The 20,333-nt window shown below is 55.7% G+C and carries 22 protein-coding genes and 1 tRNA gene; 14 read left to right on the top strand and 9 right to left on the bottom strand.

The genetic code is table 11. The features are described 5' to 3' along the window. Window positions 1–415: 415 nt before the first annotated feature. On the top strand, window positions 416–808 hold the full coding sequence (locus tag DC3_RS22305; RefSeq protein ID WP_146888455.1) for a hypothetical protein: 393 nt from the start codon (window positions 416–418) through the stop codon (window positions 806–808). 136 nt (window positions 809–944) lie between these two features. Here the strand turns inward: DC3_RS22305 and DC3_RS22300 are convergent, their stop codons facing one another. Further along, on the bottom strand, window positions 945–1,553 hold the full coding sequence (locus DC3_RS22300; RefSeq protein WP_146888452.1) for a DsbA family oxidoreductase: 609 nt from the start codon (window positions 1,551–1,553) through the stop codon (window positions 945–947). Window positions 1,554–1,661: 108 nt separating this feature from the next. Between DC3_RS22300 and DC3_RS22295 the strand changes: the two genes are divergently transcribed. Together DC3_RS22295 and DC3_RS22290 are read left to right on the top strand one after the other, a co-directional pair. Further along, on the top strand, window positions 1,662–2,276 hold the full coding sequence (locus DC3_RS22295; RefSeq protein WP_146888449.1) for a trimeric intracellular cation channel family protein: 615 nt from the start codon (window positions 1,662–1,664) through the stop codon (window positions 2,274–2,276). Window positions 2,277–2,311: 35 nt separating this feature from the next. Continuing rightward, window positions 2,312–3,103, top strand: a complete 792-nt coding sequence (locus DC3_RS22290) for a MerR family transcriptional regulator (RefSeq protein ID WP_146888446.1) — start codon at window positions 2,312–2,314, stop codon at window positions 3,101–3,103. Here DC3_RS22290 and DC3_RS22285 read toward each other — a convergent pair. Continuing rightward, complete coding sequence (locus DC3_RS22285) at window positions 3,092–3,745, bottom strand: HAD family hydrolase (protein WP_146888443.1); 654 nt, start codon at window positions 3,743–3,745, stop codon at window positions 3,092–3,094. The two genes, DC3_RS22290 and DC3_RS22285, sit on opposite strands and share 12 nt — an antisense overlap. A gap of 211 nt (window positions 3,746–3,956) precedes the next feature. Between DC3_RS22285 and DC3_RS22280 the strand changes: the two genes are divergently transcribed. Continuing rightward, entirely contained in the window at window positions 3,957–4,295 is a 339-nt protein-coding gene (locus tag DC3_RS22280; RefSeq protein ID WP_146888440.1) for a hypothetical protein, read from the top strand. A 42-nt stretch (window positions 4,296–4,337) separates the two neighbouring features. Here DC3_RS22280 and DC3_RS22275 read toward each other — a convergent pair whose 3' ends face one another. Further along, complete coding sequence (locus DC3_RS22275; protein ID WP_246130774.1) at window positions 4,338–4,568, bottom strand: response regulator receiver protein; 231 nt, start codon at window positions 4,566–4,568, stop codon at window positions 4,338–4,340. Between the two features lie 78 nt (window positions 4,569–4,646). On the opposite strand from DC3_RS22275, the gene DC3_RS22270 reads away from it, so the two are divergent. After that, the gene (locus DC3_RS22270) at window positions 4,647–5,120 is read left to right on the top strand and encodes a redoxin domain-containing protein (RefSeq protein ID WP_146888434.1); all 474 of its coding nucleotides are present in this window, start codon (window positions 4,647–4,649) and stop codon (window positions 5,118–5,120) included. Between the two features lie 152 nt (window positions 5,121–5,272). Here DC3_RS22270 and DC3_RS22265 read toward each other — a convergent pair whose 3' ends face one another. Both DC3_RS22265 and murJ read right to left on the bottom strand, forming a co-directional pair. Further along, a complete protein-coding gene (locus tag DC3_RS22265; protein WP_186816191.1) occupies window positions 5,273–5,932 on the bottom strand; it encodes a response regulator transcription factor in 660 nt (219 codons plus the stop codon). A gap of 323 nt (window positions 5,933–6,255) precedes the next feature. Continuing rightward, window positions 6,256–7,800: a murein biosynthesis integral membrane protein MurJ gene (murJ, locus tag DC3_RS22260; RefSeq protein WP_146888428.1), complete on the bottom strand. Its 1,545-nt coding sequence runs from the start codon at window positions 7,798–7,800 to the stop codon at window positions 6,256–6,258. A gap of 77 nt (window positions 7,801–7,877) precedes the next feature. Here murJ and DC3_RS22255 point away from each other — a divergent pair. The 3 genes from DC3_RS22255 (at window position 7,878) to DC3_RS29335 (ending at window position 9,031) form a co-directional block, all read left to right on the top strand. Continuing rightward, window positions 7,878–7,967: transfer RNA gene (locus DC3_RS22255), tRNA-Ser, on the top strand. A gap of 197 nt (window positions 7,968–8,164) precedes the next feature. Further along, entirely contained in the window at window positions 8,165–8,749 is a 585-nt protein-coding gene (locus tag DC3_RS22250) for a C39 family peptidase (RefSeq protein ID WP_146888425.1), read from the top strand. 144 nt (window positions 8,750–8,893) lie between these two features. Beyond that, window positions 8,894–9,031, top strand: a complete 138-nt coding sequence (locus tag DC3_RS29335) for a hypothetical protein (protein ID WP_186816190.1) — start codon at window positions 8,894–8,896, stop codon at window positions 9,029–9,031. 42 nt (window positions 9,032–9,073) lie between these two features. On the opposite strand, the gene DC3_RS22245 is transcribed toward DC3_RS29335, so the two are convergent. Together DC3_RS22245 and DC3_RS22240 are read right to left on the bottom strand one after the other, a co-directional pair. Further along, a complete protein-coding gene (locus DC3_RS22245) occupies window positions 9,074–10,000 on the bottom strand; it encodes a hypothetical protein (protein ID WP_146888422.1) in 927 nt (308 codons plus the stop codon). A gap of 154 nt (window positions 10,001–10,154) precedes the next feature. Continuing rightward, complete coding sequence (locus DC3_RS22240) at window positions 10,155–11,087, bottom strand: LysR family transcriptional regulator (RefSeq protein WP_146888419.1); 933 nt, start codon at window positions 11,085–11,087, stop codon at window positions 10,155–10,157. A gap of 133 nt (window positions 11,088–11,220) precedes the next feature. Between DC3_RS22240 and DC3_RS22235 the strand changes: the two genes are divergently transcribed. Then, window positions 11,221–12,144, top strand: coding sequence for a threonine/serine dehydratase family protein (locus DC3_RS22235; protein ID WP_246130772.1), 924 nt, complete (start codon window positions 11,221–11,223; stop codon window positions 12,142–12,144). Between the two features lie 51 nt (window positions 12,145–12,195). Here the strand turns inward: DC3_RS22235 and DC3_RS22230 are convergent, their stop codons facing one another. Together DC3_RS22230 and DC3_RS22225 are read right to left on the bottom strand one after the other, a co-directional pair. Continuing rightward, window positions 12,196–13,479, bottom strand: coding sequence for a GH39 family glycosyl hydrolase (locus DC3_RS22230; RefSeq protein ID WP_146888416.1), 1,284 nt, complete (start codon window positions 13,477–13,479; stop codon window positions 12,196–12,198). A 171-nt stretch (window positions 13,480–13,650) separates the two neighbouring features. Then, window positions 13,651–14,478, bottom strand: coding sequence for an RIO1 family regulatory kinase/ATPase domain-containing protein (locus DC3_RS22225; RefSeq protein ID WP_186816189.1), 828 nt, complete (start codon window positions 14,476–14,478; stop codon window positions 13,651–13,653). 675 nt (window positions 14,479–15,153) lie between these two features. Between DC3_RS22225 and hflX the strand changes: the two genes are divergently transcribed. From hflX to DC3_RS22200, 5 genes are all read left to right on the top strand, one after another. Continuing rightward, window positions 15,154–16,770 carry a GTPase HflX gene (hflX, locus tag DC3_RS22220; protein WP_146888410.1) on the top strand — a complete coding sequence of 539 codons (1,617 nt, stop codon included), beginning with the start codon at window positions 15,154–15,156 and terminating at the stop codon, window positions 16,768–16,770. 26 nt (window positions 16,771–16,796) lie between these two features. Beyond that, the gene (locus DC3_RS22215) at window positions 16,797–17,222 is read left to right on the top strand and encodes a hypothetical protein (RefSeq protein ID WP_146888407.1); all 426 of its coding nucleotides are present in this window, start codon (window positions 16,797–16,799) and stop codon (window positions 17,220–17,222) included. A 163-nt stretch (window positions 17,223–17,385) separates the two neighbouring features. After that, entirely contained in the window at window positions 17,386–18,288 is a 903-nt protein-coding gene (locus DC3_RS22210) for an AEC family transporter (protein WP_146888404.1), read from the top strand. Between the two features lie 97 nt (window positions 18,289–18,385). Continuing rightward, window positions 18,386–19,000, top strand: a complete 615-nt coding sequence (locus tag DC3_RS22205) for a TRAP transporter small permease subunit (protein WP_146888401.1) — start codon at window positions 18,386–18,388, stop codon at window positions 18,998–19,000. Then, on the top strand, window positions 19,000–20,325 hold the full coding sequence (locus DC3_RS22200; RefSeq protein ID WP_146888398.1) for a TRAP transporter large permease: 1,326 nt from the start codon (window positions 19,000–19,002) through the stop codon (window positions 20,323–20,325). The genes DC3_RS22205 and DC3_RS22200 overlap by 1 nt, the downstream gene beginning before the upstream one ends. The last annotated feature ends 8 nt before the right edge of the window (window positions 20,326–20,333 follow it).

Here is a 20,333-nt window from a genome sequence, read left to right as displayed (position 1 = left end):
ATGTTTCTGACGCCCGGATCAATATCTTTCTGTGGACACGCTGAAATGCAACTGTCGTGAAATAAATTACTAAAGCATGGAACTGGTTCCATTTCCAGTCGTTTTGCCCAGAATTTCCATTTAAAATGCGCGATTAAGCGCTTTTCTGTGCAGAGTTCAGCTTTGATTCAGGAGAATGGGACAATTGGTTCTCATCTTTTCGGCATACTGAAGTCAGTCATCTCGAACAACCCACTAGCAGAAAGCTCCTGGTTTGACCTCAGGTAAATCACTGGTCCATTCCTGAACAAAATGTCATAGGATTGTAACGCACTTACAAGCCTCAATTGCATTCACCAGGAACTGGACGCCACTGGATGTCAGGTGTCCCGTGTCTAGCCCTTTCAGCCCCAAGCGGAGGAGGTTCACACGCCCCATGCAACACCTACAGGAAGTTTCCGACTTTAAATACAAATATTCCGACCACATCTATGGCTTCTGCGATTTCGAAGTGTACAGCACCCCCGATCGGGACCAGGTGGTCATCTACCTGCATGATCCCGAACCCCGTGCCCTCGGTGCCGCCCACCTGCAACCCCACAAGGTGGTGAATGCCTTCTACCGTGAAGTGCTCTTCAGGCACCTGACCCCTGCAAGCCGCCTGAGCTGGTACTACGTTGCCCAGCCTGAAGATTGCCTTCCCATCCACCTTGAAGGTCTGCCCGGTGGCTACACCGACGGCCATGTGGACCGGATGGATCAGGTCGAGTCTGACCTCGCCGTGCTGCTGAGCATCCCCGCCTCGGCCATCCCGGTGGCCCGCCGCTGAATCTGCCTTCCACGTTCTTCTAACCTCCGTTGTCCCCTCCTGAATTCTGGGAGGGGAAACGTTTTGAGGGAAGCAGAAAGCAGAAGGCAGAAAAGGCTTATGCTGTAGCCTGACTTCAGCCTTCTGCTTGCGACCCTCATCTGGGCTTTTTGACGGTCTCGATCCGTGCTTCACTGGCAAGCACCTGCGTGTACAGGTCCCAGAGGGCACGGGCCGTTTCAGGGGTCTCCGGGAGTTCCCTGAAACGGAAATAGGCAGCGTCTCCGCTTTCCAGAACGAAAGTCGGGGTGCCGAAAACCTTCAGGCGACAGGCATCTGAGAGGTCTTCTTTGAGTTCTTCACGCAGGGCGTCCCGGTTTTCATGGAGGTCGTACTCGAAACGGGGGAGGTCCAGGTTTGCCCGTTGTGCAGCGGTTTTGAGGGTTTCAGGATCACGCAGAGAGAGGCGGTCCTGGTGGTGTGCCCGGAAGAGCTCCAGCACAAACGCCCGATGGCATTCTGCGCCTTGCTGTTTGGCTGCGAGTGACCCGAGCAGTGAAAGCAGTGTTTTTGATTCTTCTGTGGGTTGCTGGTGGGCAAACCAGGTGGGTTCAAAACGGTTTGCTGCATTCTCGGGGTGGTTGTGCTGCTCCAGACTGAAATGCAGCAGTTCAAATTCGAAGCCCTCATGCTGACGCAAAACCTCGGCGAGCTCCAGGCCGCGCCACGCAAAGGGACAGGAAAAATCGAAGAAAACGGTGATCATGGCGTCACACTAACACGGGGCGTGGAGGTCCCTGTCAGGAGCAAAGCCACAATTGAGTTCTTTTGTCTCTTTTGTGAGAGGGGAGGCTTTCCCCTATGCTGAGAGGGTATGACGCTGGACCAGAGCCTTTATGTTCTCAATCTGCTTGGCATTTTTGTGTTCAGCCTGACCGGTGCTTTTATTGCCATCCGCCGAAAACTGGACCTTTACGGGGTGATTGTGCTGGGCTGTGTGACCGCAGTCGGAGGAGGAAGCATCAGGGACGCCCTGACTGGAACGGCCCCTCCCATCTACCTGAGGGATGAGACCTTTTTGTGGGTGGCCATTCTGGGCGCAATCATTGCTTTTGTGTTTCCGAGACTGGAAAGGTTTGAACGGACCCTGAGTGCCTTTGACACAGCAGGACTGGCCCTTTTTGCGGTCTCTGGTGCTCTTGGGGGCATCCAGATGGATTTTGGGGTGCTCGGGGTGATCTTTGTGGGAACCCTCTCCGGTGTGGGTGGGGGCATCATCCGGGATGTGCTGGTGGGCGCTGTGCCCAGTGTTCTTTACCGGAACAACGAGATTTATGCAACAGCTGCAGCTGCAGGTGCGCTTACGGTCTATCTGCTGCATGACCGGGTCGATGTGATCACCGGGCAACTGCTGGGGATTTTTGTGGTGGTGGCCCTGCGCTGGCTTTCCAGAAGGGGATTCCTGAAACTCCCGGTGCGGAACGCTTGACCTTCCAGCGGCTGGAACGCTTAGGGTGAAGAAGCATGCAAGACCAGTTGACCATTTCCAGATTCGCTTTTCTGACCGGACTGCCTCCCAAAACCCTCAGGTATTACGACGAGATTGGGCTCTTCAAGCCTGAGCGGGTGGATGACCTGAACGGATACCGTTACTACAGCGCTTCCCAGATTGGACCTGCGGGGCGCATCAGGATGTGGCGTGAAATTGGACTTCCACTGGAGGCCATCCGGGAGTTGCTGGTCCGTCCAGAAGGTGCCCAGGAAGTCCTCAGGCAGCACGAACATCGCCTGCGGGAGGAAATCGAGTCCAGAGAACGGTCCCTGCGCCGCTTGCAGCAGATCCTTGAGGAGGACACCATGCAGTACCGCATCGAACACCTGCCCACCCTGCAGACCCTGACCATCCGCACCCATTTGAAGGTGCCCGAGTTCGAGGTGATTCCTGAAGCCTTTCGGGAACTGGTGGCCTACACCGAACAGCAGGGATACCAGAGCGCCTACCCGAACTTCTTCGCCTGTTACAACGAGTGCGAAGAGGGCAAGAACCTGGTGGAGATGTCTGTTCCTCTGCAGGGAGAGGTTCAGGGTTCTGGACGCATGGAGGTGCGCACCTTTGAAGGCCGTCCTGCTTTTGTGGGGCGGTATGTGGGACCTTATGAAACCCTGGGAGAGGCTTACCCGAAGGTGGCTGCGGAGGCCACACGCAGAGGCCTGAAGCTCACCGGAAGCACCGCCGAGTTCTATGTCAAAAGTGTCCCGGACACCCCGAACCCTGCTGAATACGAAACAGACGTTGCTTTTTTCTTAGAGGATTAAAGGCAGCAGGCTTCGCAGGTCAGAGACCACATGGTTGGCAAAGGAGGTGTCCACCTCATCGCCATCGAGTTTCAGGATGGCTTTCATGCCCACCCCCTGGGCGGCACGCACGTCGTTCTCGGGGTGGTCTCCCACGAACACGGTTTCTGCAGCACTGTGCCCGATGCGCTTGAGGGCACGGTGGAAAATCTCAGGATTGGGCTTCTTGATGCCTTCTTCTTCGGACACCAGCACCGTATCTGCAAACGGACCAATTCCGGTCACGTCCAGTTTGGTTTTCTGGGTTTCAGTGACCCCGTTGGTCACAATGCCAATCTTCAGCCCTGCATCCCGAATGGCCTGCAAGACTTCATGGGTGTCAGGATAAGGCTGGGCACACAGGGCATAATTGCCTCTGAAATCCTGATACAGCATGTCGGTGAGGCCCGTGTCCAGACCGTACTTTTTCAGCATGGCGTGGTAGGCGCGGTCCTTGGCTCCATATCCATTGTCATCCAGAACGGTAAAATCTTTCACGAAGAGGTCGTAGGGAATCTGTTGCAGCACCGTCTGACGCTGGTACTGGTCCTCAATGAAATGCCGGAAGGTGCGTTTGCGGTCCAGCAGCGTCTGGTCGAGATCAAAAAGCACAGCCTTGAACATGCCTCTCAGGGTAACTGCTGTCTGCAGGCGTTCTGTGATGTGGTCTAGGAAGATCAGGACAGAGCAACAGCAAAACAGGTCCCAGAAGCAGAAAAGTTAAAAGCTGTTAACGTTTCAGCATAAGAGGGTCGAGATGCCTCTTTTTCTATGCTGTCTTTACACAGCAGCCACGTGCCAGAGCACACCGGAGGCTGGGCAGAAGGAGCCTCTGATGGTAAAAGCTTTGATTGCATGGGTGAAACACTACTTTGAACAGACGCGAATTCAGGCCCTGGAGATCCGTCCGGTGTGGGTGGAAAAAGGCGAAATCCGCGAGTGTGCTTACGGCTCCGAAAACGCTTATGGCCTTTACCAGAAAGACACAGGTGGTCTCTTCCTCAAAGAGCACCTGACCGACTACCACGCCACACGCAAACTGGCTTATGCAGAAGCAGAAAAGTATGGGGTGCAGGTCGTTGATCTGGTGGAAACCGCAGACCTGCAGCGGGTGAGAGACCGCTTCAAGATCGGAGAATCCAAAAGTGCGTCTTACCTCTCCGATGTCATCTAAAAAACACAAATGAAGCAGCCCCTGCCAGAGAGGGGCTGTTTTTCAGTTCTGGATGGAACTGGCTTTCAGTGCCTGCTCCAGTTCCTTCAGGGCGATCAGGTTGGCTTCCAGATGCTCAGCATTGCGGTTGCGGTAGGCGTTTCCGGCACTCTGCTCGAATTCCTCGGCCTGTTTGTACGCCGCCTCGTTGCCCACCAGACGGGCGAGTTTGCGGGTGCGACGGGTGGTTTCGATCACCTCGTTCATCAGGGTGTTGTAGTCGGTCTTGCTCACACCCCTCAGTATACGCATTGACAATTCAGGATTCTGGCCCATGCTACACTCTGACAGTACATCCTCAGGAGGACCAACATGGCTCACCCTTTGATCGGGCAACCCGCCCCGGATTTCACACTTAAAGCCTCCACCAGCGACATGATCACCCTTTCGAGTTTCAAAGGACAGAAAAATGTGGTGCTGGTGTTTTACCCTCTGGATTTCAGCCCGGTGTGCAGCATGCAGCTTCCTGAATACTCCGGTCGCCGGGACGATTTTGCTCAATTCGACACGGTGGTTTTTGGCATCAACCGGGACAGCGTGTACACCCACAAAGCCTGGGCCGCCGAGTTTGGCATCGAACTTCCCCTGCTCGCAGACATCAAATGCGATGTGGCAAAAGCTTATGGAGTCTACATCGAAGAAAAAGGGCATTCTGGTCGTGCTGTTTTCCTCATCGACAAAAAAGGCATTGTGCGAGACGCCCACATCGAGAATGCCACCAGTGAATTCACCCTTCACGCCGATGACCTCCTGAAGAAGATCGAACAGCTTGCTGCGATGGTTTAGACGTTCACAGTTCACAGTAGACAGTTCACAGATAAGAACTTTAGCCGTGCAGGTGCCATCGAATACGAAAGAAGCAGAGATTTGCTCTGCTTCTGTTTACATCCCAGATGGGAAATCTCGCTGTCTACTGTGAACTGTTTCCTATAAACTCCTCAGGACAGCGTTTTCTTCATGCGGTAACCGCTGCCCCACACGGTATCGATCACCGGGTAGGAGCGCAGTTTCTTGCGCAGGTCGGCAATGCGCACATCGACACTTCTGGAGGAGGGCTCCAGGTTCTTCTCCCACACGAGGTGCATCAGGGATTCACGGGTGAAGACCTTGCCGGGTTCACGGGCCAGGGTGACGAGCAGGTCAAACTCGGTTTTGGTGAGCTTGAGGGGTTTTTCTTCCAGCAGCACTTCGCGGGTGACCAGATTGATGCTGAGTTTCCCGTGTTGCAGGATTTCGCTCTTGCCTGCACGGCGCAGCAGGGACTTGACACGGGCCAGCAGTTCTTTCAGTTCGAAAGGTTTGGTGAGGAAGTCATCTGCCCCCACTTCAAAGCCTTCGAGGCGGGCGTCAAGGTTGGTGCGGGCACTGCACATCAGGATCGGGTGGTTGGGGTGGGTTCTGCGGACGGCTTCCACCACCTGATAGCCTTCCATGTCGGGCAGCATCAGGTCCAGAATGACCAGGTCGCTCTTGGCGTACTTCTCCAGGGCTTCATCTCCGCGACTGGCCGTGATGATCTGGTACCCCTGGCGTTCCAGGTAGGTCTTCAGGGTCTGTCTCAGCGATGCTTCATCTTCAACGATGAGGATTTTAATCATGTGCGTTTCTCCTCTGGTTCTCGGACACAATTCAATCCAGATGTCACATGAGCAGCCTGACTGAGGGGCCAAGCAGACCTGCGTTGTGCGCATCCAGGGGGTGGTGATGAACCATCTCCGGTGACCTTCCCGACCTTCATTCTGGCTTTAGCCAATTTACATAAATCTTACAACGGCCCTTGCCGCTTCAGACGTAAATTTGAGCATGATTGCAAGAATGGTGTAATGGACGTGTATTTTTTGTTTTACTGAACACTTAAGTAGGCCAATTGGCTTACTCTGCAGGTCATCATGAAAAGCTTCCGTTTCAACTGAAGTGGAGCTTAACGGCGAATGCGTTTCAGCAGAGAGGACAGTTCCCGAACCTTCAGCAGGAAAGTCAGGACCACATAGATCACCCCTCCGACACCCCCTGCGACCACCAGGCCAGCCAGACCCTGCAGAAGCCCACCCGAGTGCTCCAACCACTGGCCCATGCCTCGACCCACCAGCCATGCCGCAAGACCGGCCAGCACAGCAGCAGGGATCACACGCACCAGGAAAATCAGCAGTTCACGCATGGGAAAACCCAGCTGACGACGGTAAAGGAAAAGCTGCACCGACAGCACCAGCAGCCCTGAAATGAAACTGCTGATCCCAAAGCCCTGCAGCCCGAGTGCATCGGGTCTGGTCAGGACCGCATACAACCCCACCTCCAGAAAAGCCCCTCCAGAAGTGATCAGCAGGGAATCCAGGGTGCGCCCCCTCACAAAGAAGGTGCGGGCCATGAACTGGATCATCCCCCAGGGCACAATCGCAAGCGCCCAGGTCGCCAGAATCAGGCTTCCAGCCTGGTACTTCTGGATTTCAGCAGGGGTGTCCGGCAGACTGAGGTTGAAAATGCTCACCGCAAAAGGGGCAAGGGCCACCAGCAGGGCACTGACCGGAGCTGCAAAGAAAACCACTGCCCTCAGGCCCTGAATGGTCAGGGCTTTGAAGCCTTCACGGTCTGCATCATTCCAGTGCCGGGCCAGACGGGGATACAGCGCTGTCGCAGGCGAAACCGCAAACAGACCCAATGCCAGCTGAAAAATCACCTCGGCATTCTGGTACCCCGAAATGGTCCCCCCGGAAAACGCCGTGATGAAACGGGTGACAATGAAATTCAGAAACTGCCTTGCACTGGTGGAAATCAAAAAAGGGGCCATGCGAGACAGCACGGTTTTCAGGTTCGGGTCCCAGCCCAGTCTGGGCACAGGAAACAGCCCCATTCTGAAAAGGGGCCAGGATTGCACCAGAAACTGCACAAAGCCCCCCAGCGTCCAGCCCAGACCCAGCCAGAATGCCGTTCTGGGTGCAAGCAGCAGCACAATGATGGAGGCCACATTGAAAGCCACCTGCGCATAACTGTAAGCCTTGAAATTCTCTCTGGCGCTCAAAATTCCCATGCTGGCTGCCGAAAAAGACATCATCATCAGGAAGGGCATCACCAGCTGGGTGATCTGCACCGCCAGATCCACATCAATGTTCCTTGAGTCTGCCACCAGAAAATCCACAATTGGACGGGCAAACAGAATGCCCAGACCCACCAGCAGCATGTTGATCGCAATCAGAGCACCAAAAAAAGAATTCGCCAGTTTCTTCTGCTCAGGCTCCGCAAGCCCCTGGTACACCGGAATGAAAGAATTGACCAGTGCCCCCTCGGCCAGAAGTTCACGGAACAGGTTGGGCACCTTGGAGGCCACGTTGAATGCATCCTGAACATGCACAGGAAAAAGGTTGATCACCATCTGGCGGAACAGGCCCAGCACCCGGCTGAACAGGGTCCCCAGCATCAAAATCACGGTGTTCTTCATTGCAGAAGGCTTCACGGCAGTCACGCGGACCATCGTACCACCCGCACCCCACCACCGAATGAAAAACACTTGCCCCACGTCTAAAAAGGTGGTACATTCAATACCGCACTGGAGAGGTGCCAGAGCGGTTGATTGGGACAGTCTCGAAAACTGTTGTGTGGGTAACTGCACCGAGGGTTCGAATCCCTCCCTCTCCGCCAGAGATCAAGAGCGTCCTGCGGGACGTTCTTTTTTTGTCCCAAAAGGGGACAGTCTCGCCGTAAAATCCGGTGTTGTGTGGGTAACTGCACCGAGGGTTCGAATCCCTCCCTCTCCGCCTACCTGCATTTATACATGTGCCCCATTTCACGCAACAGGTGATTTTCTTGTGTGATATCTCACCCTATGATGGTGACAAATGCAACGGTTTCTTCTTCTCTTGCTGCTGTTTCTGTTGCCAGTTGCTTCAGCGAAAAGTGCAGCCACCCAGCCTTCCACCAAAGCGGTTCATCTCGCAAGAGGACTGACCTGGAGCAAACAGACCTACAACAATTGTGGCCCTCAGGCCCTGTCGTCGCTGCTGTCCTATTACGGGGTGTACATCAACCAGACGAAGATCTCCCAGACCCTCAAGGCCTGCCCCCGGTGTTACATGCGGGCCGATGTGATCGATCCCTATGTGAAACCTTTCGGTCTGCGGGCGCAACGTTTCCAGAATGGGGCTGCAGGGCACATCAAAGTGCTGGTCAAGGCTGGATATCCGGTTCTGGTCCTGCAGTACCTGAACAAACCCGGGGAGGTGCCTCACTTCAGGATTGTGACGGGATTTGATGATGGCCAGAAGGTCTTTTACATCAATGATCCGTACTATGCGCCCAATGCCACCATCAGCTACAAGACTTTTGAGACCCTGTGGGGAGACCTGTACTCACGCGAATTCATTGTGGTGTACCCGGAGCCGCACAGAAGCAAACTTGGCAAGTTGCTGGGTGTGAAGCTGTGATCTGCTGGGATCTAAAAGTGTATTGCACAGGTGTGCTCTTTTTGGCCCCAATGGCGCGTTGAGGCCCAGATTTCAGGCTTGATTCAGCGGCGCAGGCTGGTAAGATGGGTTAACCACACGAGTTCTTTCACCGGGAGGTGAGGTATGGTGACCCTGCTGCTTCTGCTGCTCTCTGCTCTTGCGATCTACGCATTTTACCTCGGGTTCAAAGCTCTGGACCAGAACAACTCCCGTCCGGCTCCGATGCGAGCCACTGTGCCCATCAAACGCAACAGACGTTAAACCCACCCACACTCAACCGCCCAGAACTCTGGGCGGTTTCTTTCATGCACGTTCCGCTTTGCGATAGGCCTGCAGGGTCCATCCCGGATGCAACCAGGATTTCAGAATGGAGTCCAGGGTCCGGACCTGTCTGGGGGTGAACCAGCCCTGGGCGTCTTTGTTCAGCACCAGACCTTCTGCAAGGTACAGGCAGGCATGCTGCAGGTTGCCTTTTGGGTCCAGAAAAACCAGAACACTGCAAGGATCAGGGAACTCTGGAGGTGTTTCTGTGGGATGAAAACCTGCAGCGTGGAGACCGGACAGGAAAGGCTCTGGATGCAGCCAGGTGTTTTGCACCTCTGAGACCTCAGCCTGCCCATGCAACAGGGGAGCCAGAGTGGTGGCCAGGCAGTTGGGGCCGCTCTCAGCACTGAAGGTACCTGCCAGGGCACGCACATGTGGTCCACAGTGGAGGGCAATCTTTTCCCAGAGGGCCTCTGGCAGGGTGGAGGAGAGGCAGCTTTCACGGTCTTGCTCGATGCAGGCGGACATCCAGATGTTTTGCTCTTCAGGGGTCAGGTTGTGCCATGCGTCGTGCCTCAGGGCCACATGCTTTCCCTGTGAGGTCTCAAAGACATCCTGTATTAGAGGTGCAGGAAGGCTTCCAAAAAGCTGCTCCACCCATGCCAGCGTGTAAATCTGGCCTCTGCCCAGTTCATGCTGAACCTGCATGATCTTGTTGTGGTGTGCATGGTGGCGTATGGCCTCAGGCAGACAGCAGGCCAGATGACTTGCGTGTGCTCCCACATGGTAGGTCTGGTAGGCATCCGCATAATTGAGGTCTCCCCGGCGGGTTCTGGGCTGGGGCTGAAGGTCCTTTCCCAGTTCCAGCGAAGTTTCAGTGAAGAAAACAGGTTCATCTGGAAAAACAAAAATGTTCCTCCAGCGGTTCAGGAGGTCAGGTGACACATCAATTCCCATAATGCGCATGCTCTGCATTGTAGGGCAGCCATCAGGGCGCAGTTTGCAGGGTACAGGTGTTGCCGATCCCCTGCTTCCATCTGAACACCACCCCCGATGGTTTCCAGGTCTGTTGCAGACTAGGCTGAAGTTCAGAAGCAGGAGGGGAAAGATGGCAGGGGTCTCAGGGTCTGAAGTGCATTTCCAGTGCAGCAGAGGACCGTTCCAGCACAGCAAAAGGAGCGTCGTTCAGGACGGTCTGGAAGACCTGCAGAAACTGCTGGATGATGGGAACATCCCGTCCCTCTGGACGCAGGACCAGACGGATGTTGCGGTGCAGCGCACAGGCCAGTGGCAGAACCCTGGTGTGTGCAGGCTGATAATCCAGGGCAAAGCGACCCGTGAGGCACGCTCCGATGCCCTCCCGGACCATGTTGTACATGGTGAGGTCCTCTTGCACACGGATGGTTTCAGCAGGCTTGATCTGGTGCTCAAGCAGGTACCTTTCGATGCGCAGGGTGCAGTCACAGTCTCTGGTGGTGATCAGCACCCTGCCTTGCAGATCTGCAGGATGCAGACGTTCTCGCAGGCTCCAGCTTTCAGGCACCAGGGCCACAAAGGGATCTTGCAGGATGGTCCAGGCATCCAGCCCTGCGGCTTCACCATTTGGGATGAAGGCCAGATCGGCTTTTCCTTCATGCAGAGGGGCAAGCAGGGTTTCTTCATAACAGATGGTGCACTCCATCAGGTCCAGCTGGATGCCAGAGTGCAGTTGTTTCAGCCGGGCCATCACTGCAGGCATGAGCTGACTGGTGATGCTGCGAAAGGTGGAAATGCGCAAGACCCCCTGCAACTGGCCGGAATGCAGGGCCACCTCCTGATCGATGCTGTCCAGGGCTTGCAAGGCCACACGGGCATGCTTCACCACCTGGGCTCCGAGTGGAGTCATGCGGGACCCCTGAGAACCACGGGCCACAAGCTGGTTCTGGTGGTGCCGCTCCAGGGCCTGAATGGCCTCACTGATCGAAGACTGGGAGACCTGCAACCGCTGTGCAGCTCTGGACAGGCTTCCGGTGTCTGCCACTGCAACAAGGGCCCGCAGCTGGTACAGTTTCATCTTTTCAGTTTAGGCCAGGACATCTGCAGCACTTCCTGGCCTGTGTTGACAGGCTTCTCACCTTTGATTTCAGCTGCAGTCTGATCTGGACATCCTGCAGAACCCACTTCTCTGTCTAAGAAAGAGGTCCACTTTGGAAACCATCCGCTTGCAAGACATCCAGGAAGCTGCTCTACGCCTGAAGCCCCATGTGCACCGCACACCTGTGCTGTCCTCTGAGACCCTCAACCTGCTGTGTGGCAGGAAGCTGTTCTTCAAAGCAGAGCACCTGCAGAAGACCGGGAGCTTCAAGGTCAGGGGAGCCATGAATGCCGCCCTGCAACTCCAGGCTCCCCGTGGCCTCTTGACCCGTTCCAGTGGCAACCATGCACAGGGGGTGGCTTTTGCTGCACGCACCCTGGGCCTTCCCTGCACGGTGGTGATGTATGAGGATGCCAGCGAGGTCAAAAAGCAGGCGGTGCGTTCATATGGGGCCACGGTGGTGGATGCAGGCGTGACCCACCTGAATGCCGATCAGAAGGTGCAGGAGCTCATGGACCAGACCGGGTTCACTTTCATCCATGCCTATGAAAACCTGCAGGTGATGGCCGGCCAGGGCACGCAGGCCCTGGAACTCATAGGCCAGATGGAGGCTCCAGATGCCGTTCTGGTGGCTGTGGGTGGAGGGGGCATGATCAGTGGCATCGCCACGGTCCTCAAGAGCCTGTGGCCTGACACCCAGGTGATTGGCGTCGAACCAGAGCTTGGCAATGACGCCCAGCAGAGCCTCCGTGCTGGAAGAAGGGTCTCGCTTGCTGCTCCACCAGAGACCCTGGCAGACGCAGTGCGCCCAATGTCTCCTGGTGTGTTGACTTTTCCGGTGATGCAGCGTCTGGTGGATGACATCCTGACCGTGCAGGAGGAAACCATCTTGCAGGCCCAGCACCTGATGATGCGACACCTGAAACAGGTGGTGGAGCCCACAGCAGCACTCCCACTGGCCGCTGTGCTGGAACATTTCCACCTGCCTGAACGTCTGGCGCTGTTTGTGTGTGGAGGCAACTGGCTTCCAGAATGAAGCCACACAGGATCTGCCCTTGAAAAGCAGGTCCTGTGTTTTCAAGGAAGGTCAGGGTTTCTGGTAGGTCAGTTTCACAAAAGACCTTGCAGGCAGATCCAGTGTGCTGTTCAGGGGGAACTGGACCAGGTCCTCTTCGTCTTTCACTGTTTTTTCGGTGAATCCCACAGCTTCAGACAGTTTCCAGCCTGCCAGATCGGTGCTGGCAGCAATCGGTGCAGTGCTGGTGTTCATGACCAGCAGTTGCAGTTTGCCGTCCCTTTCCACTGCATGGGGCCACAGGGCAGGGTTGCTGGTCGTCACTTTCAGGCTGTTGCCATAAAAGTCCTTGATCAGGTTGAAAGAATAGAAGGTGGGGCGGTAGGTGTAATCGTCCCCGATCAGACCGTGACCCTGGGTGCCCTGCAGGGAGAAGTAATTGATCAGGGTCATGCCTCCCTCGGCCAGGCGCAGGATGGTTTCGGTGGCCCACAGTGCAGCCACCTGATCGGCCAGGTGACGGTAGCTGGGAGAGCGCCAGCTGAGGCCCAGTTCGGTCATGCCCAGTTCGATCTTGCGCTGGTGTCCCAGAGGGTTGCGCACGGGGTCTTTCCAGAGGTTCTTGTAGAACTCCAGATCATCACTGACCCCCTGAACGCTGGCAAGAGCGGCTTCATCTGTGGCCGTGCCGTCGGTGGGGTACTGGTGCCAGCTCAGCACATCCACGATGTCCCCACATTTCTTCACAAAGCCTTCCACAAAGAAGCGGTTCCCTGCTCCGGAGATGCTGGGCCCCACGAACTTGATGGTGGGATCGACTTTCAGCATGGCTTCCCGCTGGGCACGGAAGGTGTCACAGTACTTTTCAGGGGTCCAGCTGGGGTCGCCCCGGTTCACAGAATACAGGTCAGGCTCGTTGCCGATTTCCCAGTACCACACAGGAATTTCTGCAGCCTGGAGTGCCCTGACCATGTTGGCGGCATCTTCTGGAGTGTTCAGGGCACCTTTTTCATCGGGCCTTGCAAAAACACGGGTCTGGATCACCACTTTGGGTTTCTGCAGCAGCAGCCAGTTGTTCTTCAGGCCCGCAAAATCTGCTTCCAGAAAATTGCGCTCATCCCCGATGTTTCCTGCGGGAAAGCGGATCACTGCAGGTTGCAGGTTCTGGAAGTCCTTGAGGAATTCCACCACATTCATGAAGTTGCCGAAGTTGTACCCCCGCACCTGATCGGGGTGAAGGGTCGTGCCAGCGTTTTCGAGCTGGAAGGTCACGGCCTGGGCCAAACTCATGCTGCTGAGCAGCAGGCCAAGAGAGACAGCAGCCGTCTTGATCGGATTCAGAGGTTTTCTGGGCATGGGTTTTCCTTTGAAACCCATTTTACATCACATGAAAGCGTTTTCGTGAAGAGAAAATGCTGAGGTGACAGGTGGTGTAGATGTTTGCCTGCAGCGGATTTCTTTCATGAGATTCCACCAAAGAACATGACCCCTCTCCATTGCAGCAGGAGAGGGATCATGGATCAGGCATTATCTGGGAACCTGACGCAGCACTTCGCGGTACAGGGCCTCTTCTTCGGCCACAATGCCCAGTTTGTGGAAGGTTTTCAAGAGCCCCCGGATGTCCCGTCTGAGCAGGATTTCAGCCTGCGGGTTCTCCCGGAAACGGATCATCTGGGGGAAGTCGATGGCGTACACTTTCCCTTCATGCCACAGCAGGTTGAAGGTGGAGAAGTCTCCATGCACCCGGCCCAGTTTTGCAAAGCCCATCAGGATGTGTTTTGCCTGTTCAAAGGCGCTCCTGGCGTCCTCTTTTGAGAGATGCAGGTCTGAAAGGCGAGGTGCGGCCCCATCTTCCGTCCCGATGAACTCCATGATGATCACGTTGGCGTTGCGGGCAATGGGCTTTGGCACAGCGATGCCATTGTGGTGCAGGGAATGCAGTTCCATGAATTCCTGCTCCACCCACAGCACCAGCTGGGCGTTGATGCCGGCGTTGGTGCGGTCCTGAATGGCCTTCTCGATGCGGGCATCTCCGATGTAACGCCCTTCACGGTACAGGCTGTCGTTTTTGAAGGAACGGGCACGGATGTCAGCATAGACCTTCACAGCCACCAGACCCTGCTCGGAGGTGGCGACATACACGGTGGCTTCCTTGCCCTGTTGAAGCTGCCAGATCACGTCCTGAATGAACCCGCGCTCGAAGAGCTCCTGCAAGGCAGGGTCTGCGAACTTGTCCAGAGAGGTGTTCTTCTCCTTGTGTTCGGTCAGGTCGGAAATGCGGCGTTTGCTGGAAATTTTGCGGACGTTGTTTTTTCTGAATTTTTCCCGGGTGTCGGGGTAATCGTCATAACGCAAGAGGAATGCTCCTTGGGTGCAGACCTCCACATCAACTTGATCCTGCTGTCTTCACAGTCAGGCGATTTTTACGCACTGGTGAATGAAAACAGGCTCAGGCGGAGGGCTGCAGGGGTGAAAAGGCTCCAAACAGTTGGCCGTTAACAGTGAAAACAGTCGTGTTGTAGATGCCCATTGCACCACCTCCTCTTGCAGGCCTGAGTGTCTCTCAGCTGCAATGCCAGACCTCTTGAAAAGGGAGGGGCCTGGCCTGTGATGACCACAGTGTAGAGGATCACATTGCATTTGTCTTAGGCAATAAAGCGGATGCCTGGAAATTTAAAGGGGTGCACCATGAAATCACCATGGACAACATTCGGATTTGAGATCACACCCCCTCCTTGCTGCCACACACGGCCTGTCTCGCTTCATAAGGCAGGTGAGAAGAGACCAAATCTGGCCTAAAGCAGGACTGGGACATACCTTCCGAAGTGCCTCCATCAGTGGTGTTAAAATATGATTTAAGCAATGCAGATCACGGCCATGAACCACCTCCCCTGAATCTCTCGGGAGGGAGACTGCTCGTTTCTGTCGGAGGATACGACCATAGAGAAAGTACACGGCAATCTACAGGGTCTGAAAACCAACCAGGTCAAGCTTCTTTCCAACCTTTACCGCCGCAAGGTGCCCCCCGGAATGGTGGTCACCCCCGAACTCGCCCGTGCCATGAGTGAACTCAGCACGGACATGCGGCGCGAAGTTGCAGTGGTCATCGACCGTCGCGGTCACGTCCTGACCGTCTCGGTGGGAGATGCGGCCAACACCGACCTGCCCCCTGTCAAGCACAGTGAAAACCGCCTTTCCGGTTTCCATCTGGTGCACACCCACCCCAGAGGTGGAGCCTTAAGCAAATCCGATCTGTCCACGCTGTTTTTAAACCGCCTGGATGCGATCTGTGCCATTGAAGTCAAAGACGGTTTGCCCGGTAAAGCCCATGTGGCCCACCTCACCCCACCCAACTCGGTGATGGAAGAGGAAGACTGGCGCATCCTGGCCCCCCAGACCGTCCATGAACTCGAAGACTGGGACCTGCAAGGTCAGGTTCGGGCTCTGGAAGAGGAGTTTGCCCGCTTCCGGGAACTCAAAACCCAGAAGAAAGACGCAGAGCGTGCTCTGCTGGTGCAGGTGGACTCTGGTGAATTCGACGCCGAGGACCGCCTTGCAGAGCTCAGTGAACTTGCCCGCACTGCGGGTGCTGTGGTGGTGCACAAGGAACTGGTGTTCCGCAAGCACCTCAACCCCTCAAGCGTGATCGGCAAAGGGAAGCTGGAGGAACTCACCTCCCGCGCCTACCACCTGGATGCGAGCATGATCATCTTTGGGCAGGAACTCTCTCCTGCACAGGCCAGAGAGATCGAGAACGTCACCAATCTGAAGATTCTGGACCGCACCCAGCTCATCCTGGACATCTTTGCCCTGCATGCCAGTGGTACAGAATCCAAGCTGCAGGTGGAACTGGCGCAACTGCGTTACATGAAGCCTCGCCTGCTTGGGAAAGGCACCCAGCTTTCCAGGATCGGGGGTTCAGGGGGCTCTGCAGGTGGAGCCATCGGGACACGTGGTCCGGGGGAAACCAAACTCGAGCTGGACCGCCGTTACATCAACGACCGGATTTCCGAACTCGACCACCAGATTGAAGAACTCTCCCGCAGGCGTGAAGAACGCCGCAAGGCCCGTGCCAGAAACCGCATTCCGGTGGTGGGCATTGTGGGATACACCAACGCTGGCAAGAGCACCCTCCTCAATGCTCTCCTCAACCAGAAGGAAGACAAGAAAGTGCTCGCCGAGAACAAGCTGTTCGCCACATTGCGACCCACAAGCCGTCAGGTGTTCCTGCAGAACTACGGTCAGGTGATTCTGACCGACACCGTGGGATTCATTCGCGACCTGCCAAAGGACCTGGCCCGTGCCTTCAAGGCCACGCTGGAAGAAATTGGCGATGCCAACCTGCTCATGCACGTGCTGGATGCCAGTGCCCCTGACTTTGAGATCAAGTTCCAGTCTGTGCAGAACATCCTGAAAGAGCTCGAACTTACAGACATTCCCGTGCTGGTGGTGCTCAATAAAGCAGATCAGGCCTCACAGGAACGGCTGGAGGATCTGAAACACCGTTACTCGGGTCTGGCGGTCTCTGCCCTGACTGGAGAGGGGATCACAGATCTGAAGCGAGAACTGATCGGTGTGCTCACCCGCCATGGCCTGGAGACCAGTCAACCGGAGTTTATGGGAACGCTGAACGCGTATCACTCGTAGTACTAGATTGAAACAGGAGGTAACACATGTCTTTTCTTGACAATCTCGCCAAAGGACTGAAAAACGCGCTGGACATTGCCAACACCAAAGGCAAGGAGGCTGCCCAGTACACCAAGCTTCGTTATGACATTTTCCAGCTGAACCGCGATCTGGAAGCCACTTACACCAAACTTGGCAAACAGGTGTTCAACTCCAACACCCTGGAAGGCACCGGTGAATTCTTCGCCGAAGTGCGCCGCATTGAAGCCGAAATCGCCCAGAAGGAAGAAGAACTGCGCGAAATTGGACAGACCAACCCCGAAGCTGCCCAGGAAGCCGAAGCCGCCATCCAGGCCGAAGCCGGAAGCACCGGAGCCACCTACACCCCCCAGAGCGCCGCAGATTCTGGCACCCAGAACCCTGGTGGCACTGTGGATGTCAGCAAGTCTGACGACAGCAACAAGCCCCAATAAGCCACAGGGCTGACACTTTGACACGAGATCCCTCACCTCCGGGTGGGGGATTTTTGATGGGTGGGGGAGTGGCTGTCTTTTGAGGGCGTAGCGTGCTACGCCCCTACATCTGCCTTCTGTCCTTGGCTGACCCCCGACCTCCATAAGGTATATTGAAAAAACTTTGGGTGCCTTCCTGACCGCCTTGAACGCTGTGCTTCCCGTTTTCATCCTGATTGGAATCGGGGCGCTTCTGGCACGGTGTTTTAAAGGGCTGGACATCTCCACCCTGGCCCGTGTGACCCTGTATGCCGGGATTCCAGCGGTGGTCTTCCAGTCCATCCGCAAGGCAGAGATTCCCCTGAACCTGACGGTGAGCCTGACCATTGGTTACCTGCTTTACCTGCTCGTTCTGGGTGGGGTAACCTACCTGTCCACCAGAGATCTCCCAAAAGTGCAATCCCGATCTGTGGTGGCTGCGGCCCTGTTCGGGAATTCGGGGAACATGGGGTTGCCCATTGCCCTTTTTGCTTACGGTCAGGCCGGTCTGGAGCGGGGGATGGTGCTTTTTGTGGTGTCCATCATCGTGATGTACATCGGGTCTCCGATGCTGCTTGCGGGGACCCGCAACGTCAAAGAGAACATCAAACGCACCCTGATGATGCCTCCCATTCCTGCTGCACTGCTGGGCATTCTGTTCAATGTTTTGAACTGGGATGTGCCTGTGTTCATGGACAGGGGAGTGCAGCTTCTGGCAGACACCGCGCTTCCCCTCATGCTGCTGACCCTGGGTATGCAGACTTACAGGTCCTGGATCTGGACCATCGACATGGTGGCCGTTCGCACCTCGATCCTGCGTTTTCTGGGGGGTGGGGTGATCACCTATCTGGTTTGCGTTTTGCTGGGGCTCAGGGGCCTGGATCTGGCCGTGATGATGCTCGGGGCCATGATGCCTGCCGCCGTGACCACCTTCGTGGTGGCCGTGGAAGTCGGCGGAGACGTCAATGTCATTGTGCGGACCGTGGTCCTCTCCACGGTGCTCTCTCTGGGCCTGATCACCCTGAGCGTGATGTTCTTTCCGGCCTGAGCGTTTTCATCCTCAAATTCAAAAACACTGTCATTGACGCCTTATCCGCATGTGCATAGAATGAGAAAACTTGCACAACTGAGGTAGAGGAGGGGGAATGGCAGTACTGTTGCGTATTTCCGTGGTGATCGACTTCATCAACGAATGGATGGGACGGATTTTCCTCTGGTTGATTTTGCTTGCTGTAATTGTGGGCGCAGGAAATGCAGTCATCAGAAAGATCATCTTCTTGATCCCTGCAGCCTGGGCTTCAGTAGAAGGCAGTTTCTTCTACTGGGTGCAGAAGTTCTATATTACGTACGCAAATCGTTGGCTGGAAGCCCAGAGCTACATGTTCTCCATCGTGTTTCTGCTGATGGGAGGTTACACCCTGCTTTACAACCGCCACGTGCGGGTGGACCTGCTTTATACAAGGTATTCTCCGCGCACCAAAGCGATTCTCAACCTGGTGGGAAGCCTGCTGTTTTTGCTTCCCACAGCGTTTTGCATCGTGTATTTCTCCTGGCCGCAACTCGTCGAGTCTTATCACATCCGTGAGATGTCTTCAGACGCCGGAGGTCTTCCCAGGTGGCCCATCAAATTGATGATTCCAGTGGGTTTTGCTCTGCTGGTGTTGCAGGCCCTTTCTGAAGCCATCAAGAATGCAGCTTTCCTGGCAGGCAAATACAAATTCAAAAACGACCATGAAGAAGCTGAAGGAGAGGTGGTCTGATGGACTGGGCAGCTTTGCTTCCTCCAGCGATGTTTGTCAGCCTGATTGTGTTTCTGCTGCTGGGTTACCCGGTGGCTTTCTCCATTGGTGCAGTGGGTCTGCTGTTCGGATTCATCGGTGTGGAGATGGGGGTCTTCAACTGGAATTTCTTGAGTGGTCTGCCCCTGCGCATCACCGGGACCATGTTCAACCAGACTTTGCTGGCGATTCCCTTTTTCACCTTCATGGGCCTGATTCTGGAGCGCTCTGGCATGGCCGAGGAGCTTCTGGACACCATGGGTCAGCTGTTTGGCAAGGCCCGTGGAGGGCTGGCATACGCTGTGATCTTTGTGGGTGCCCTGCTGGCTGCAACCACAGGGGTGGTGGCCGCTTCCGTGATTGCCATGGGTCTGATCTCTCTGCCGATCATGATGCGGTATGGTTACTCTCCAAGGCTGGCCACAGGGGTCATTGCAGCTTCAGGAACCCTGGCCCAGATCATCCCTCCGAGTCTGGTCCTGATTGTGATGGCCGACCAGCTCGGGGCCTCGGTAGGAGACATGTACCGTGGCGCTCTGGTCCCTGGTCTGATCCTCACCGGGATGTATGTGCTTTATGTGCTCATCATGACCATCGTGAATCCCAAAAGTGCTCCTGCCCTCCCTGAAGAGGCCCGGAAGGTGCGCGGCATGGCCCTGTTTCTGCAGGCCCTCAGGGTGATGGTGCCCCCTCTGGTTCTGATCTTTCTGGTGCTCGGCACCATCTTCTTCGGTCTGGCCACCCCCACCGAAGGGGGAGCCATGGGTGCAGTGGGAGCCATCATTCTTGCCATGGCCAACCGCAGATTGACCTACAAACTGCTCTGGCAGGCCATGCAGCAGACCGCCACCCTGACCACTTTTGTGGTGTTCATCCTGCTGGGATCTACAGTGTTCAGTCTGGTCTTCCAGGGCGTGTACGGCTCTGACTGGGTGGATTCCCTGATGACCAGCATTCCCGGAGGCCAGATCGGCTTCCTGATCTTCGTGAACATCTTTATTTTCCTGCTGGCCTTCTTCCTCGATTTCTTCGAAATTGCCTTCATCGTGATTCCGTTGCTCAAACCCGTCATGGAATCTCTGGGCATCAACCCCTACTACTTCGGGGTCCTGATCGGGGTGAACCTGCAGACCAGTTTCATGCACCCACCTTTTGGATTTGCCCTCTTTTACCTGCGCAGTGTGGCCCCCAAATCCATCAAGACCACAGACATCTACTGGGGCGCCCTGCCCTTTGTGATCATCCAGATCATCATGGTGGGCCTCCTGATTGCCTTCCCAGCGCTGGTGACCCGCTGGCTGCAGTAGATCAGTCA

Source organism: Deinococcus cellulosilyticus NBRC 106333 = KACC 11606, assembly GCF_007990775.1.
Taxonomy (GTDB): domain Bacteria; phylum Deinococcota; class Deinococci; order Deinococcales; family Deinococcaceae; genus Deinococcus_C; species Deinococcus_C cellulosilyticus.
The sequence above is the reverse complement of the archived record's forward strand: the minus strand, read 5'-3'. Positions and strand labels throughout refer to the sequence as shown.